The 15,296-nt window shown below is 54.3% G+C and carries 15 protein-coding genes; 5 read left to right on the forward strand and 10 right to left on the reverse strand.

Translation table 11 applies throughout. The annotated features are described in order from the left end of the window. The 5 genes from lepA to rpoE all read right to left on the reverse strand — a co-directional run. Nucleotides 1-1,711: translation elongation factor 4 (gene lepA / locus WKJ04_RS13890; RefSeq protein WP_337880959.1), on the reverse strand; the 1,711-nt coding region annotated here is incomplete at its 3' end. Nucleotides 1,712-1,851: 140 nt separating this feature from the next. Then, on the reverse strand, nt 1,852-2,295 hold the full coding sequence (locus WKJ04_RS13895; protein WP_337880960.1) for a SoxR reducing system RseC family protein: 444 nt from the start codon (nt 2,293-2,295) through the stop codon (nt 1,852-1,854). Then, the gene (locus WKJ04_RS13900) at nt 2,296-3,219 is read right to left on the reverse strand and encodes a MucB/RseB C-terminal domain-containing protein (protein WP_337841779.1); all 924 of its coding nucleotides are present in this window, start codon (nt 3,217-3,219) and stop codon (nt 2,296-2,298) included. It lies immediately after the preceding gene. A 2-nt stretch (nt 3,220-3,221) separates the two neighbouring features. Further along, nucleotides 3,222-3,851, reverse strand: a complete 630-nt coding sequence (locus WKJ04_RS13905; RefSeq protein ID WP_337880961.1) for a sigma-E factor negative regulatory protein — start codon at nt 3,849-3,851, stop codon at nt 3,222-3,224. A gap of 23 nt (nt 3,852-3,874) precedes the next feature. Continuing rightward, nucleotides 3,875-4,450, reverse strand: coding sequence for an RNA polymerase sigma factor RpoE (rpoE, locus tag WKJ04_RS13910; protein ID WP_337841781.1), 576 nt, complete (start codon nt 4,448-4,450; stop codon nt 3,875-3,877). 210 nt (nt 4,451-4,660) lie between these two features. On the opposite strand from rpoE, the gene nadB reads away from it, so the two are divergent. Then, the gene (gene nadB, locus WKJ04_RS13915; protein ID WP_337880962.1) at nt 4,661-6,265 is read left to right on the forward strand and encodes an L-aspartate oxidase; all 1,605 of its coding nucleotides are present in this window, start codon (nt 4,661-4,663) and stop codon (nt 6,263-6,265) included. Here nadB and WKJ04_RS13920 read toward each other — a convergent pair. Both WKJ04_RS13920 and WKJ04_RS13925 read right to left on the reverse strand, forming a co-directional pair. Then, nucleotides 6,248-6,691, reverse strand: coding sequence for a protein YgfX (locus WKJ04_RS13920; RefSeq protein WP_337880963.1), 444 nt, complete (start codon nt 6,689-6,691; stop codon nt 6,248-6,250). The genes nadB and WKJ04_RS13920 overlap by 18 nt on opposite strands. Beyond that, nucleotides 6,669-6,920: a succinate dehydrogenase assembly factor 2 gene (locus WKJ04_RS13925; RefSeq protein ID WP_337880964.1), complete on the reverse strand. Its 252-nt coding sequence runs from the start codon at nt 6,918-6,920 to the stop codon at nt 6,669-6,671. Before WKJ04_RS13925 ends, WKJ04_RS13920 begins: the two co-directional genes overlap by 23 nt. Before the next feature lie 118 nt (nt 6,921-7,038). On the opposite strand from WKJ04_RS13925, the gene ygfZ reads away from it, so the two are divergent. From ygfZ to WKJ04_RS13940, 3 genes are read left to right on the forward strand one after another with little or no spacing between them, the layout of a single operon-like run. Further along, on the forward strand, nt 7,039-8,010 hold the full coding sequence (ygfZ, locus tag WKJ04_RS13930; protein WP_337880965.1) for a tRNA-modifying protein YgfZ: 972 nt from the start codon (nt 7,039-7,041) through the stop codon (nt 8,008-8,010). A gap of 11 nt (nt 8,011-8,021) precedes the next feature. Next, a complete protein-coding gene (locus WKJ04_RS13935) occupies nt 8,022-8,507 on the forward strand; it encodes a peptidylprolyl isomerase (RefSeq protein WP_337880966.1) in 486 nt (161 codons plus the stop codon). Nucleotides 8,508-8,556: 49 nt separating this feature from the next. Further along, nucleotides 8,557-9,024, forward strand: coding sequence for a CreA family protein (locus WKJ04_RS13940; protein ID WP_337880967.1), 468 nt, complete (start codon nt 8,557-8,559; stop codon nt 9,022-9,024). Here WKJ04_RS13940 and WKJ04_RS13945 read toward each other — a convergent pair whose 3' ends face one another. Both WKJ04_RS13945 and WKJ04_RS13950 read right to left on the reverse strand, forming a co-directional pair. Next, the gene (locus WKJ04_RS13945; RefSeq protein ID WP_337880968.1) at nt 9,025-10,104 is read right to left on the reverse strand and encodes an efflux RND transporter periplasmic adaptor subunit; all 1,080 of its coding nucleotides are present in this window, start codon (nt 10,102-10,104) and stop codon (nt 9,025-9,027) included. It abuts the gene before it with no gap. Further along, entirely contained in the window at nt 10,094-13,177 is a 3,084-nt protein-coding gene (locus WKJ04_RS13950) for an efflux RND transporter permease subunit (protein ID WP_337880969.1), read from the reverse strand. The genes WKJ04_RS13945 and WKJ04_RS13950 overlap by 11 nt, the downstream gene beginning before the upstream one ends. 179 nt (nt 13,178-13,356) lie before the next feature. On the opposite strand from WKJ04_RS13950, the gene WKJ04_RS13955 reads away from it, so the two are divergent. Beyond that, the gene (locus WKJ04_RS13955) at nt 13,357-14,181 is read left to right on the forward strand and encodes a copper resistance protein NlpE N-terminal domain-containing protein (protein WP_337880970.1); all 825 of its coding nucleotides are present in this window, start codon (nt 13,357-13,359) and stop codon (nt 14,179-14,181) included. 17 nt (nt 14,182-14,198) lie between these two features. Here WKJ04_RS13955 and mtnA read toward each other — a convergent pair whose 3' ends face one another. After that, complete coding sequence (gene mtnA / locus WKJ04_RS13960; protein WP_337880971.1) at nt 14,199-15,227, reverse strand: S-methyl-5-thioribose-1-phosphate isomerase; 1,029 nt, start codon at nt 15,225-15,227, stop codon at nt 14,199-14,201. Nucleotides 15,228-15,296 lie beyond the last annotated feature (69 nt).

Here is a 15,296-nt window from a genome sequence, read left to right on the forward strand (position 1 = left end):
GTTTCTGCAACAGCTTTTTCTTCCGGCTGACGTCACCGCCATAACACTTGGCCAGTACGTTCTTACGTAACTGTTTTACCGTGGTCCGGGCGATCACGTGCGCACCAATAGCCGCCTGAATGGCGATATCAAACATCTGGCGCGGGATCAGCTCTTTCAGCGCTTCGGCCAGCTCACGGCCGCGGCTTTGGGCGAAGTCACGGTGACTGATAATGGCCAGCGCGTCGACCCGCTCACCGTTGATCAGAATATCGACCCGCGACATATCTGACACCTGGAAGCGTTTAAAGCTGTAATCCAGCGATGCATAACCACGGCTGGTCGATTTCAGGCGGTCAAAGAAGTCCATCACCACTTCGGCCATTGGCAGTTCATACACCACAGCCACCTGACGGCCGTGATAGGTCATATTGATCTGCACACCACGTTTTTCAATACAGAGGTTGATCACGTTGCCCAGATATTCCTGCGGCACCAGAATATGGGCCTCAACAATAGGTTCACGGATTTCATCAATATTGCCGACTGGCGGTAAATCAGACGGGTTGTCGACCATCACGATTTCACCGTTTTTCTGCACCACTTCGTAGACTACTGTTGGTGCCGTGGTGATCAAATCCAGGTCGTATTCCCGCTCCAGACGCTCCTGAATAATTTCCATATGCAGCATACCCAGGAAGCCAATACGGAAACCAAAACCCAGCGCTGTGGAGTTTTCTGGTTCATAAAATAATGAAGAGTCATTCAGGCTGAGTTTTTCCAGCGCGTCACGGAAATCTTCGTAGTCGTCGGTGGACACCGGGAACACACCGGCATAGACCTGAGGTTTAATACGTTTAAAACCAGGCAGCGCCTGAGTGGCTGAGTTCCGTGCCAGCGTCAGGGTGTCGCCTACCGGCGCACCTTTGATTTCTTTAATACCCGCGATGACAAAACCTACTTCACCGGCGCTCAGAATGCCGGTGTTATTGGCCTTGGGCGTAAAAATACCCACTTTGTCCACTTCATACGTCTGGCCGGTCGACATCACTTTGATTTTGTCTTTGGCGCGGATAGCACCATGTTTGACCCGCACCAACGACACAACACCCTGATAGGGGTCAAACCAGGAATCGATAATCAGCGCCTGAGTGGGTGCATCCACATCCCCTTCCGGGCATGGAATATTCGCAACAATGGTCTCCAGCACATCTTCAATCCCAATACCGGTTTTGGCAGAACACTGCACAGCACCTATGGCTTCAATACCGATAATGTCTTCAATTTCCTGCGCCACCCGATCAGGGTCCGCCTGAGGCAAATCGATTTTGTTCAGAATAGGCAGCACTTCCAGATTCAGCTCCAGTGCCGTGTAGCAGTTAGCGACCGTCTGCGCCTCTACACCCTGACCGGCGTCTACCACCAGCAGCGCCCCTTCACAGGCTGCCAGCGAACGCGATACTTCATAGGTGAAGTCGACATGGCCTGGCGTATCGATAAAGTTCAGTTGGTAAGTTTCACCATCTTTGGCTTTGTAGTGCAAGGTCACCGACTGCGCTTTAATGGTGATGCCACGCTCACGCTCCAGGTCCATGGAGTCCAGCACCTGTTGTTGCATTTCACGGTCGCTCAGGCCACCACAGTGTTGGATCAACCGGTCAGACAGGGTCGATTTACCATGGTCAATGTGAGCAATGATCGAGAAGTTACGAATATGAGTTAATTTTGGCATTTTTTCCGTTAAAGCTGCTAAGGCGCCCCACAGCATGGCGGGGAAGACGGCCTGATGGTTAATTCAGAACAATTTGGCGCGGATTGTACTCGATCTCAGCTTTGGTTGCTACGTATGCAGTTGTAACAGAACAAGCGGTTTCAGTGATGCTGCAGACTGATTTGCGGTAACACCTTCAGGATTTGCACAGGTTCAGCGGCATGCTGCTGCCGGCGCAGCCGGATCAGGGCAAACGCCAGGCCCATAGCCGACAAAGACCCCAAAGCCACAGTTCCATCGGGGAACTGCAGATGCTGCAATAACAACGCCATCAGGATCAGGCAGGCCAGAGGCCAGAGGTACACCAGAGCAGCAGCCTCCAGCAACTGCTGTTCGGTGACAGCGATTTGCACTGTCTGACCGGCCAGCAACTCGGTATGGCCAGAGACGAAAAAAACATTCTCTTTTGGCGTTAAGGCTTTAGCCACCACACCTGTGCCACAGTTGTCATGAGCCTGGCAGGCATTGCAGCTGGTTTTGGCCTGGGTTTTTAGCCAGACTCCGGTCGCATCCGTCTTGACTACAACAGCAATTTCTTCCAGCATTTATTGCACCGATTCAGCAATCTGCCGTGCCACTTCAATGGACACAGGACCAATCACTGTGACGTCAAACTGGTTTTTTGGCATCACAAAAATAGTGGTGGCACCATCCCGATACGCCTGGGCCGGCAACTGAGCCGTCGGCTGCACAAAAACGGACACCTGATGCAACCCATCTGACAGCAACCATTGCTCCATCACCTGATTTGGCTGAGCGACAGAAGCGACAGGCAACGCCTGATAACCTGCAGGTAACCAGGCTAGTTCCAGCGGACTTTGTGGCACTTGCTGGTCCGGCAACGGCGGGATGTTTTGCGGTAATTGTGCAGTCAAGGCCGGCGTGAGTGCGGCCGGAAATTGTTCAAGCGGCTGAATATGGGTCACCACCCAACGCTCCAGCGGGTCCTTTTGTTGGCCAATGGTGTCTATTTTCAGTGGAAAACCTGTTTGTGCATCCAGCCACAACCAGTAACCAGGCCTGTCGTTATCAAAAGCAGTCAGCCGCAGCAATTGGGCATTGCGACCGGACAGTTGAGTCACACCACCGGCCACTGCATCGTATAACTGCTGGATACGGTCCAAGTCCTGATACAACAGCGCCGGCAGCTCTTTAATACTTTGGTTATTGGTCGCCATCGCCGAACGCTCAGGCGCAAAATAATACACCTTGTCATTGCGACGGAGAATTTCCAGTCCGGCCTGCTCCAATGGCATCAGTTGTTCCAGTTCATCGTCCCCCTGTACGCCATGCAGCCAGCGATAGCTGTCCACCTGGTTGGGTTTGATCACCACAAAAGAAGCTTCGAAATTGTATTGCCGGACGGCCTGCTGACAGCGCTGAAACCAAGTCCAGCCTGAGTCATCTGCCTGACTCAGACCGGAAAAGGTCAGAAGAATGAAGGCACAACAAACGCCTTGCCAATGCATGATTAGTTCTCTTGTTTTTCAGCCTCAACCGGCGCTTTTGGCGCCTGATGCTGCGCGGTTTCCATCACGCGAATTTGCTGATGATGCGCCTGCAACAGTTGTTGCAAACGTTTTTGTTGTTCCAGCATCGCCTGACGCTGTTCCTGCTCAAAGCGGGAATCCACCGAGGTCTGGCTTAAGCTGACCGGAGTGGCAAAACCAGCAACAGGTTGAGTCTGCAGTACGGGCAGTGGCGTGTTCAAATCCGCATCCGGACCTGCCGCCTGAAACTGCTGCACACCCACCACAGCCATCAGGGCTACCGCCGCAGCGACAGCCCCTTGCATGCCCATGCGGGCCCAGCTGTTATTGGCTGCGTCTGCCAGTTTTTGCCATAAACTGCTGTTCACGACTGAAGGCGTCACAGGCGTTAACTGATAGGTAGTTTCCTGTTCCAGTACAGCCGCAAAACGATCCGCGAAATCCAGATCAATCTGCGCCGGTAATTCATTGCGAATGGCTGCGCCAATCAGGTGGTAACGCGCAAAGCTTTGTTGCAATTCAGCGTCTTGCAGCAATGTATCCAATTGCTCCGGAGCTATCGCCTGATTATCACCCGCCGCCGACAGCCAATCTGATTTTTCTAACGACATACTGATTCCTGTTCACTTATGGGTCAGCTAATGAGCGGTTTCAACTGCGCATCAATAGCTTCACGCGCACGGAAGATTCGACTTCTGACTGTGCCTATTGGACAGCCCATCACTTCCGCAATTTCTTCATAGCTCAGACCATCCAGTTCACGCAAGGTTATTGCGGTACGCAGTTCGTCCGGCAGTTTTTCAATGGTCGTAAATACAACTTCACGGATCTCCTCGGACAACAACAGCTTTTCCGGTGAGTCCTGTTCTTTTAATGCGTCAGAGCCTTCAAAGAATTCGGCATCGTCGGCATCCACATCTGTTGACGGCGGTTTACGGCCAGTCGCCACCAGGTAATTCTTAGCGCTGTTCACAGCGATACGGTACAACCAGGTATAAAAGGCACTTTCCCCCCGAAACCCAGGGATAGCACGATAGGCTTTAATAAAAGCTTCTTGGGCGACATCAGCGACATCGCCATGGTTTGACACATAACGTGACACCAGGTTGGCGATGCGATGCTGATATTTGCGCACCAGCAGATTAAAGGCTGCTTTATCCCCTTGTTGTACCCGCTGGACAATTTGCCAGTCCAATTCCTGCTCGCTCATCCGAGCTTTTCCCCTAAAGCTAACTACTACTTCTTTTTGCACTGGCACTCATCAGGCGTACCCTTGAGACGCGCCTTCCGGTAAATAGTTCTGTAACTTTGCAAAAAAAAGTTACAATTGCGACGATTTACCCGGCGTGCCGGCGGTTAGAAGTGTATAAAGACCCAAATTTCTGACAGTTCACTGTGTTTTCCGGAGTTAGTGTATCTGATGCCTGAACAAAAAAAACATCTTTGTGACGTACTGATCATTGGCAGTGGTGCCGCTGGTTTGTCGCTGGCATTGCATCTGGCTGACGCTGCGCAGGTGATCGTGCTCAGTAAAGGCGCATTACGTGAAGGGTCGACCCTCTATGCCCAAGGTGGCATTGCAGCCGTCTTTGATGAAAACGACAGTATCGCCTCTCATGTCGATGACACTCTGATTGCAGGAGCAGGTTTGTGCGAACAGGCCGCTGTGCAGTTCACCGCAGAAAACGCCAAATCCGCGATGCAATGGTTGATTGAGCAGGGAGTGCCTTTTGATCAGTACCGTGACGAAGACGGTGTGCTGAAATACCACCTGACCCGCGAAGGCGGTCATAGCCACCGCCGTATATTGCACGCCGCCGACGCCACAGGCCGTGCTGTGCAGATCACGTTGGTCGATCAGGTCAAAAACCACCCGAATATCCGCTTACTGGAAAACTACAACGCTATAGACCTCATTACAGCACGCAAACTGGGGGGGCATACCGAAAAATGCCATGGTGCTTATGTCTGGAACCTGCAGTCTGAACAGGTGGAAGTGATAGGTGCCAAGTTTATTGCGCTGGCCACAGGCGGCGCCAGCAAAGTGTATTTGTACACCTCCAACCCGGACGTGGCCAGCGGTGACGGCATTGCCATGGCCTGGCGCGCCGGTTGCCGGGTCGCCAATATGGAGTTTAACCAGTTCCACCCAACCAGCCTGTACCACCCGGATGCCCAGAATTTTTTAATCACTGAAGCCATGCGTGGGGAAGGCGCTTATTTGAAACGGCCGGATGGCAGCCGCTTTATGCCAGATTTTGATGAACGGGCCGAACTGGCACCGCGGGATATTGTCGCCCGCGCCATCGACTTTGAAATGAAAAAACTGGGTGCCCATTGTGTGTATCTGGACATCAGCCATAAGCCGAAAGACTTTATTATTGAACACTTTCCGACCATTTATGCCAAATGCCTGGGTGTGGGCATCGACATTACCAAACAGCCCATACCTGTGGTACCGGCCGCTCATTACACCTGCGGCGGCGTGATGACCAACCTCAAAGGCCAGACCGATATTCCTAACCTGTTTGCAATAGGTGAAGTGGCTTACACCGGCCTGCATGGCGCCAACCGGATGGCCAGCAACTCGCTGCTGGAATGTGTGGTCTTTGCCCAGGCCGCCGCCAGAGAAATTAAGGCCGAACTGGCAAAGGCCTGTGAGCCACCGGAATTACCTGTTTGGGATGAAAGCCGGGTGACAGATTCGGACGAAGAAATTGTCATTACCCACAACTGGCATGAGCTTCGGATGTTTATGTGGGATTATGTTGGCATAGTGCGCACCGACAAAAGGCTGGAGCGGGCCTTGCACCGGGTAGAGCTTTTACAGCAGGAGATCCAGGATTATTACCGCAACTTCCGTGTCAGCCATAACCTGCTGGAACTGCGTAATCTGACCATGGTGGCGGAGCTGATTATCCGCAGCGCTATGGCCCGTAAAGAAAGCCGCGGCCTGCATTACAACCTGGATCATCCGGCCTTGCTGGAGGCCCCCCACCCTACCGTACTAACGCCGGGGTTCTGAACTCTGGCCTTGCCACTGCACGGTCTGGCAGACCCGGCACAAGGCCCGAAAGTCGGCCTCATTGAAATTATCCCGGTATAACCAGAGTTGGTGCTGTTGCTGCTGTGAGTCTTGCCAGCGCAGTAACACCCCATACTGGCTGATTAAACTGTGTGACTGAATTTGCCCTGCGGCCAATGCGTCATCCGCCCAGCGGATCTGGCCATGTTCAGTCAGCCAGCATTGCTCAGCCGGGACTGGCTGGCGCCATTGTTGCAATAACTGATAAAAGCAGAAAAACAGCGCGGGCCAGAGCAGCAGCCACCACCAGCCATACACCGGGTGCACGGCAAACAACAGCAACACCGCCAGTAGCTGACCCCGGCACCACCAGCGCCGCCAGCGGCTTGGCTGAATTTTTAAGTTATACCCGTACCCGTTGAACAATCAGGTTCACCAATGCCTGCAGTTCAGGCTTCTCAGATTTGGCATGGCCCATAAACCAGGCAAACAAATCCGGGTCATCGCAGGCCAGCAGTTGTTCAAATTCTGCCTTTTGCTGCTCTGTCAGGCCGTCATACCCCTGCTCGACAAAAGGCGCCAGCAGCACATCCAGTTCCAGCATACCGCGACGACAAGCCCAACGTAACCGGGCCTTACTCATTAACTCTGCCATTTCATTATCCGATCCACCTGAGAACTGGCGGATTCTAACAAAAAACCCCTTCAGGGGTTGAGCTTTTGCCGATTTCGCCCAATGATCGCCAGAGAACCATTGAACTGAAGTGACCCCAATGCAAGCAAGCTGGATCAGTGCCGAACAACTGGCGGCCTTATCAACCCAACATACAGGCGCCAGCCTGAGCCCTCTCCCTGCCTTTGAAACCCTGCGGATCAGCGGGCCGGATCAACGTAAATTTTTGCAGGGACAAACCACCTGCGATCTGAATCAACTGACTGCAGATAATTTTCTGCGGGGCGCCCATTGTGACGCCAAAGGCAAAATGTGGGCGGTGTTTCATCTGAGCCAGCACCACGAGGAGTTGTGGTACACCGCCTTTCGGGATGAGCTGCAGGCCTCGATGCTGCAACTGAAGAAATTTGGGGTGTTTTCCAAAATCAGTTTCGAGCTGGCCCATGACAGCCTGGCGACCCTGGGTGTCAGCGGCGCCGGCGCAACAACACTGTTAGAGCGGCTCGGCGCTACAGCTCCGGCCGAAGGCCAAAGCAGCCACTGGTCAGGCGGCAAAATTCTGGCACTGGCAGCAGAGCATTATTTAGTGGTGCTGCCAGTAGCCGAAGCCCAGGCACTGGCCAGCCGCAGCGATTTACCCTGGGCTGCTCCCACCGTCTGGCTGGCCCGGCATATTCAGGCCGGGTTGCCATATCTGGAGCAGGCGGTGATTGGCGAATATGTGCCACAAATGCTGAACTTACAAAGCCTGAACGCCATCAGTTTTACCAAAGGCTGTTACATAGGCCAGGAAACGGTCGCGCGTATGAAGTATCTGGGGAAAAACAAAAGAGCCGCTTATATCCTCAAGGGCCCCAGTACAGAAACTCCGGCCAGCGGCACCGATATTGAAGTACAATGGTCAGACAACTGGCGGCGGGTAGGCCAGGTAATTAATGCGGTGAATATTCAGGGGCAACTTTGGGTGTTGGCGGTGTTACCAAACGATCTCGACCCTGCTGATCCGCTGCGATTGGCAACTCCGGAAGCATCGGCCCTGCAGGCAGCGCCTTTGCCCTATTCACTGACTTAACGAGGTTTTTTATGAGCGTTGCAGCGCACAAAGTAGTTGCTATTCATTACACAGTGGCCGACAAAAACGGCAATGAACTGGACAGTTCAGCCGGTGGCGAGCCGCTGGTGTTTATTCACGGCACAGGTTCCTTGATTCAGGGCCTGGAAAACGCGCTGTTGGGCAAACAGGTGGGCGATAAATTCCAGGTGGAAGTGGCTGCGGCCGAAGCCTATGGCGAACGCCATGACGAACTGACACAGGCAGTTCCCCGCGAAATGTTTAACGGTATGGACGTGCAGGTGGGCATGCGTTTTCGCGCTGCGGGCCCGGACGGTCGTGAGCAATCGGTGATCGTGCTGGACGTGACAGACGAAGAAGTGGTGGTGGACGGCAATCACCCGCTGTCTGGCATGGATCTGTGCTTTGATGTGGAAATTGTACTGGTGCGTGATGCCACTCCGGAAGAGCTGGACCACGGCCATGTGCATGGTCTGGATGGCCACGCCGGTCACTAATACACCAACGGAGCCTGCGGCTCCGTTTTGTTTTTTTAAGGAGGAAAACATGCTGCGAGTGATTGCTGTAGCTGCAGTGGCAATGCTGCTGAGCGCCTGCTCCAAACAGGAAGTCGGCGACGTCAGTCTGGGGCTTTTTACCACCAAAGATATTAAGGTTCAGAGTTTTACTGACCCGAAAATCAGTGGCGTCACCTGCCATATCAGCCATGTTGAAGCTGACCTGGATTTAGCCGACCCGTCCGATATGTCGATTGCCTGCCGTCAGACCGGCCCTATTACTGCCGAAATGCTCAGTGGTATCGACCGTTCTAAAAACGGCGAAGTGATTTTTACTACATCCAAAAGCATTCTGTTTAAACATCTGAAAATCCGCCGGATTTATGATGCCAACCATCAGACCCTGATGTATCTGTCGTACAGCACCAAAGAAAGCACTGGCAGTTACAAACATGCGCTCAGCACAGTGCCTTTGTGGGGCACGCAAGCCTGGCAGGCGCCAGTGAAGGCACCCTGATCAGGTTTTGACTTTAAACTGGTCGCTGCTCAGCACCCTGACTTTGTCTCCGGACGTCAGGGTGTCCCCACCCCGGATCACCACTTGCTCTCCGGCTTGAATAGCCGCATCCACCGCAATCAGTTTGCCAACGCCTTGCCCCAGTTGCACCTGCTCCTGCCGGGCCTTTTGATCGGCCCCTACCACAAATACAAACTGACCATCGCTTTTCACGACCAGTGCATCCCGTGGCACCAGCAACTGCTGTCGCGCCAGCGCTGTGGGCACGGCGACCGATACCAGCTGCCCAACCTGAAAGTGTTCCAGCAATTCGGCTGGTACTTTGAGCCTGGCTTCAAAAGTTTGGGAACGGCTGTCCGACAGCGGGATCACGGTACGCACTTCCAGCTGCGCCTGACCGGCGCTGTGAAACACCTGCAGCTGCTGCTGGCTTTGCATAAAAGCAGCGTATTTCAGCGGGGCAAATACCACCACCTCCAAATCACTGACATTGACCAGCCGCAACAAGGCGTCCGTTCTGCTGATGTCTTCACCGTATTGGTGAAAACGCTGCGCGACCACGCCGGCAAAAGGCGCTTTGACTGTGCTGCGATTGATCTGATCCTGCAATTGCGCCATTTGCGCCTGCAATAAACGCAGTTCAGCCGCCGCGCTGTCCCGCTCTGCCGCGACCTGATCGAGCTGGGTTAAAGCGACACTGTTGTTTTTACTTAAGGCCAGTAAACGTTCAGCATCTTTTTGCAACCGTTGCCACTGGATTTCTGCCCTGCTGATGCGGGCCTGCATTTCATCTCCGCGCAGTTGCAATGGCGTTGTGTCCAGCCTGGCTATCACGTCATTCTGTTTGACCACAGTACCGGGTTCCGCCAACCACAGCAGCCGTCCTTCGACACCGCTGGTCACATCGGCCTGATACCGGCTTTGCACCTGGGCCGATACTGTGGTCTGAGGCACCACTACCTGCTGCTCGACCAAGGCGACACTGACCACTTTTTCTGGCGCCTGCTGCGCCTGAGCCAATGACGAATGCAAGAGCACAGCACTGCACAATCCCACCACTATCGCAACTTTAGCCCGCATGGGACACCTCCTGCTTGTTCTGCAACCAGCCTGCCAGCTGCAGACCGCTGGTCAGCCTGAGCAGTGCTGGCATCAGCACTAAACTAAAACACATACTAAACACCATCCCCCCCACTATTACCGCCGCCAGGCCCCGGTAAATCTCTGAACCTACACCAGGCACCAGCACCAGTGGCAACATACCGAAAATACTGGTCAGGGTGCTCATAAAAATTGGCCGGGCCCGGGTCAGCACCGCCTGGTACAAAGCGTCATCAATGCTGGCGCCGGCCTGTTCGGCCTGACGGCATTGATCCACCAGCAAAATGGCGTTATTGACCACCAGCCCCAGCAGAATGACAAACCCTATCATGGTCAGTAAGTCCAGCGACTGAAAACTCACCAGATTCAGGCCTCGCAGTGCGAGAACCCCACCGGCCACGGCCATCGGCATGGTCAACACGACCAACACACTGTCTTTGGCGCTGCGGAACAGCGCCGCCATCAGCAGGAACAAAATAAAAATGGCCACCACAAAGTTAGTTCCCATCTCCTGCATAGCTCCGGCTAAACGGTCGGAATTACCGCGAAACTGCACTGAGACGCCTGACGGCAACTCCGTGCGCAGCGGGGTCAGCAACTGCTGCTGCAGCAGTTGCATCGCCTCATCCAGCGGCATGGTCGCTGGCGGAGTAATTTGCAGACTGATGGTGCGTAAGCCGTTGATACGCTGCAACGACGTTGGCCCTGTGGTGTAACTCAACTGACTGAGCTGACTCAAGGTCTGGCTGCCAGCTGCAGGCGTATGCAAAGGCGTCGCCGACAATTGTTCAGGCGTCTCCCAGCTCTGGCCTTTCAGGATAATGTCCATCCGTTCATTGCCGTCAAAATACTCACCAATGTAGATACCATCTGTGACAGCCCGCACCATATTGGCGACGGTAAAGCGGTCAATACCGCTTTGTGCAATACGATCTTCATCCGGCAGTAAGCGCAATTCGGGCTGGGCCAAGGCCAAGTCCGGTACAGGTCGTACTGTGGCGCCTGTCAGCAAAGCTTCGACTTTAGGCATCACCGCCGCCGCTTGCTGCATCAGCACCGGCACATCCGGCCCCTGGAAATCCAGGTTCAGTTCGCGGCCGCTGCCAAAACCAAAGTTAAATAACGAGCCCTGCACACTGAACGCCCTGGTGTCCGGCAGGCCCACCAGAATCTCTTCACGCAGCAATTTAATCATGTCGTCAATGCTGTCAGGGTCGTCCACATAAACAAAAAGCACATTAAAACCGCGGTTAATCGACAGGTTATAACCTTTGATCGAAGGATACTTTTTATCCTGGTAATAAGGCCGCAGCCGCTCCACTAACAGGTCGCCCACTTCCTGTTCCAGCACCTGCATATTGGCCCCTGGTGGCAAGGAAAAACCGGAAAAGACGGTATCAATAGAAGCCTGAGGTAAAAAGTCCGCTTTGGGCAACAACGCCACCACCAACAAAGCGGCCCCTGGCACCAGAGCCATACACCAAAGCCAGGCTTTAGTGCGGGAGCTGGTCAGTTGCGTCAGCCGGGTTGCCAGCCTCTGCCAGAAATGCACTTGTTCAGGTGCCGCTGCTTTGGGCTTCAGCCAATACAAAGAGGCCACCGGTAATACAGTTAACGCCACAAACAACGAGGCCGTGACCGCCACCGCCAGGGTTAATGCCAGATCATAAAACATCTGCCCGGCCACCCCCTGCATAAAGAGCACGGGCAGAAAAATAGCCACTGTTGTCGCAGTGGACGCCCAGAGCGCCGCACTGACTTCACGGCAGCCTTTTTTCACCGCCTGCGCCAGGGCAAGCCCCTGCTGACTGAGCCGGACTATGGTTTCCTGCACTATGATGGCCGCATCCAGCACCATTCCAACCGCAAAGGCCAGCCCAGCCAGCGACACCACGTTCAGAGTCCGGCCACAAAGCTCCAGAATGACAATGGAGGTCATCAGAGACACCGGAATGGTCAGGCCAATCAGCACCGTCGCCTGCCAGCCACGCAAAAACAGATACAGAATGGCCAGCGACATCGCAATGCCAAGCAGCAGATTACCGTTCACCAACTCAATGGCCCGTTTGATATGCACAGAGGCATCAAAACTCAGCACAATTTCAATACCGGCAGCTTTGAGCTCCTGCTGGTTCAACGCCGCAATGACCCGGTTCAGCTCATCCAGAATCGCGACCGTATTGGAGTCACTACTGCGCTGCAGCGTCACATAAAAGGCCGGGAAACCATTGCGTTTGGTAAAGCCGCCCTGTTCGGCATAACCCACACTGACTTCCGCCACTTCATGCAGGTACACAGGCCGGTCGTTCTGATAGGTCACGACCATCTGCTGGTAATGCGACGGGTCATACTGGCCAACAAAACGCACTGTATATTCGCGCCGCCCCACTTCCGCAAAACCACCAGACACATTGCTGGCTCTGCTGATGCGGCTGCTCAGTTGATCCACCGTCAGTCCCAGCGCAGCCAGCCGGTACGGGTCGAACACTATATGCAACTCTTTAGCCCGGCGGCTGGCCAGATCGACCTGAGACACACCGGAAATGGCTTTCAGTTTGGGGTACACCACATCGTCGATCAGGGGTTGCAACGCGGTGAAATCACCATCGGCCTGCTCATCCAGCTTGCGGATCAGCAGGCTGGCGACAGGGCCGGCCCCACTGTTAATAGTGACCACAGGTTCGGCCGCTTCCCTTGGTCGCGGTGGGGCCTGGTTCAGGGCGTTAATGACATTCAGCATGGCCTGCTGCATATCCTGACCAACCTCAAAGGTCAGGGTAATAAAACCAAAACCAGCGCCAATAAAACTGCTGCTCTCAATAACACCAGGCACGGTACGCAGCGCCGACTCCTGGGGTTCGATAATGGTGGATTCCATTTCTTCAGGAGCAGCGGCCCGCCAGCCGTTCTGAATAAAAATCTGTGGCTGCTCAATGGACGGCAATAACTGGATGGGCAATTTCAGCACCGCCAGGGCACCAAAGACCAACATAATCAGACTGACCACCACCACTGCAGCCGGGCTTTTCACACTGAGCCGGGTCAAATCCATAAAAAATACTCCAAGTTCAATCTCGATAGCACTGTACCTACTACACTGCTTTGTGCCATCCGGCTGGGATTAGTGGGGGTGAATACAGGGCCGGGCAGCCCAGAGTTCTGGTTCAGTTAAGGTACAGCCAGGCGGTTTTACAGTAGAACCACATTGCCCTCAGCCTAAGGAGATAAGCCATGACCATTCAATTCAGCATAGCCGTTGTTGCCTTGCTGACGCTGGCCGCCTGTGGCCCAGTGACAGAAAGCGGCCCCACCAAAGCGGCCACAGCAGCGACGGATACAGCACACAACAGCCAGAATGCACTGGACTGGGCAGGCAGCTACCTTGGGGTATTGCCTTGCGCCGATTGTGAAGGGATCCGGACCACCCTGGAACTGCACCCAGACCAGACTTACCAGCTGAGTCGGGTGTATCTTGGAGAAAGTGACGAGTTGTTCCAGAGCACAGGTCAGTTTGAATGGGACAGCACAGGCCGGCAGATCCGTTTATTGGCCGAGCAGGATGGCCCCAGTCAGTACCTGGTGCAGGAAAACCTGTTGCTCCAATTGGATATGGCAGGTAACCCCATTGACGGCGCACTGGCAGCGCATTACCAGTTAACCAAACAAAACCCGGAGTTGCAGATGCTGGCCGGTAGCAGCGATGACTCGGCCCCCAGCCTGACCGGCGTGCGCTGGCAGTTGCAAGAGCTGGCGGGCCAGCCGGTACAGAGCCCCCCGGCACAGCGGCCTTATATTGAATTCGGCACCGACGGCCGGATCAGTGGTTTTTCCGGCTGTAATCAGTTTACCGGGGGTTATGAAACCGAAGGATTACGCCTGCGCTTTTTGCCGCTGGCGACCACACAGAAAGCCTGCGCTGGAGACGAACTGGAAAGTCAGTTCCTGCAAGTTTTACAAGGCATTGATAACTTTAGCGTTAACGGCAACGAACTGGCCTTCTATAAAGCCCGCACAGCGGCTTTGCTGAAGTTTACCGCGTTGGATTCGTCCACTTGACCTCTGCAATGCCAACCTTAACCTGGCTGGCGATTTAATGCACCGGCGGCTATCTGCTGCTGGCTGAACACCCCGATGTCCAATACCCAGCCCGTAACCAGACTGGCTGGGGTCACATCAAAAGCCGGGTTATACACAGCGGCCGCTGCAGGCGCCCAGCACACCTGACCAAAAGCACCTGACACCCCTTTCACCTCGGCAGCAGCACGTTGCTCAATAGGGATATCGGCACCAGTGGCACAATCAGGATCCACAGTGGTATAAGGCGCCACTACATAAAACGGTACCTTATGGTAATGTGCCAGAACCGCCAGGTTATAAGTGCCTATCTTATTGGCAAAATCACCGTTGGCTGCAATGCGGTCTGAGCCCACAAAAATTTTATCTACCCGTCCCTGAGCCATCAGCATGGCCGCCATATTGTCACAAATCAGGTGATAGGGAATGTGCTGCTGCTCCAGTTCCCAGGCCGTTAAACGTCCGCCCTGTAACAAAGGCCGGGTTTCGTCGACCCACACCTGAATGTTTTTGCCTTGCTGATGCGCGGTACGGATCACCCCTAAAGCAGTCCCAATACCAACCGTCGCCAGGCCGCCGGTATTGCAATGGGTCAGAATGCGGTCGCCCTGATGCACCAACCCGGCCCCCAGTTCAGCCATACGCTGACAAAGTGCGACATCTTCAGCAAAAAGACCCACAGCGGCCGCAATACAGGCCTGCCGGTAATCAGCCTGACCTAACGCGGCCAGCATCACATCAATAGCGTTCATCAGATTCACGGCGGTGGGCCGGGCCGCCCGCAACGTCAGCGCCGCCTGCTGCAGTCCGGCCTGGCTTTCACCAGCCTCAGCCAGAACAGCCAGTAACAGGCAAGCTCCAATGCCGATAGCGGGAGCACCACGCAGCTGCAAGCGTTGGATCATCTGCACCATTTGCGGCACTGACTGGCAATGCAGCCAGACTTCCTGCTGCGGCAGCACTGTCTGATCCAAAACATATAACTGATTATTCAAAACTTTCAGACTGGTGGCCTGCAGATTGACCATGAACAACTCCTGCTGAGAAAGGCATTGCACTGAAAATGCGGGTTTGCGATTATGCGGCCCTCTTATGCT

Source organism: Rheinheimera sp. (genome assembly GCF_037442345.1).
Lineage (GTDB): Bacteria > Pseudomonadota > Gammaproteobacteria > Enterobacterales > Alteromonadaceae > Pararheinheimera.

What these genes read in the sequence shown, in the direction of transcription:
- WKJ04_RS13895 (WP_337880960.1), bottom strand. Translation starts at nt 2,295, where the DNA reads ATGCTGGAAGAAATTGCTGTTGTAGTCAAGACGGATGCGACCGGAGTC.
- WKJ04_RS13900 (WP_337841779.1), bottom strand. Translation starts at nt 3,219, where the DNA reads ATGCATTGGCAAGGCGTTTGTTGTGCCTTCATTCTTCTGACCTTTTCC.
- WKJ04_RS13905 (WP_337880961.1), bottom strand. Translation starts at nt 3,851, where the DNA reads ATGTCGTTAGAAAAATCAGATTGGCTGTCGGCGGCGGGTGATAATCAG.
- rpoE (WP_337841781.1), bottom strand. Translation starts at nt 4,450, where the DNA reads ATGAGCGAGCAGGAATTGGACTGGCAAATTGTCCAGCGGGTACAACAA.
- nadB (WP_337880962.1), top strand. Translation starts at nt 4,661, where the DNA reads ATGCCTGAACAAAAAAAACATCTTTGTGACGTACTGATCATTGGCAGT.
- WKJ04_RS13925 (WP_337880964.1), bottom strand. Translation starts at nt 6,920, where the DNA reads ATGGCAGAGTTAATGAGTAAGGCCCGGTTACGTTGGGCTTGTCGTCGC.
- ygfZ (WP_337880965.1), top strand. Translation starts at nt 7,039, where the DNA reads ATGCAAGCAAGCTGGATCAGTGCCGAACAACTGGCGGCCTTATCAACC.
- WKJ04_RS13935 (WP_337880966.1), top strand. Translation starts at nt 8,022, where the DNA reads ATGAGCGTTGCAGCGCACAAAGTAGTTGCTATTCATTACACAGTGGCC.
- WKJ04_RS13940 (WP_337880967.1), top strand. Translation starts at nt 8,557, where the DNA reads ATGCTGCGAGTGATTGCTGTAGCTGCAGTGGCAATGCTGCTGAGCGCC.
- WKJ04_RS13945 (WP_337880968.1), bottom strand. Translation starts at nt 10,104, where the DNA reads ATGCGGGCTAAAGTTGCGATAGTGGTGGGATTGTGCAGTGCTGTGCTC.
- WKJ04_RS13950 (WP_337880969.1), bottom strand. Translation starts at nt 13,177, where the DNA reads ATGGATTTGACCCGGCTCAGTGTGAAAAGCCCGGCTGCAGTGGTGGTG.
- WKJ04_RS13955 (WP_337880970.1), top strand. Translation starts at nt 13,357, where the DNA reads ATGACCATTCAATTCAGCATAGCCGTTGTTGCCTTGCTGACGCTGGCC.
- mtnA (WP_337880971.1), bottom strand. Translation starts at nt 15,227, where the DNA reads ATGGTCAATCTGCAGGCCACCAGTCTGAAAGTTTTGAATAATCAGTTA.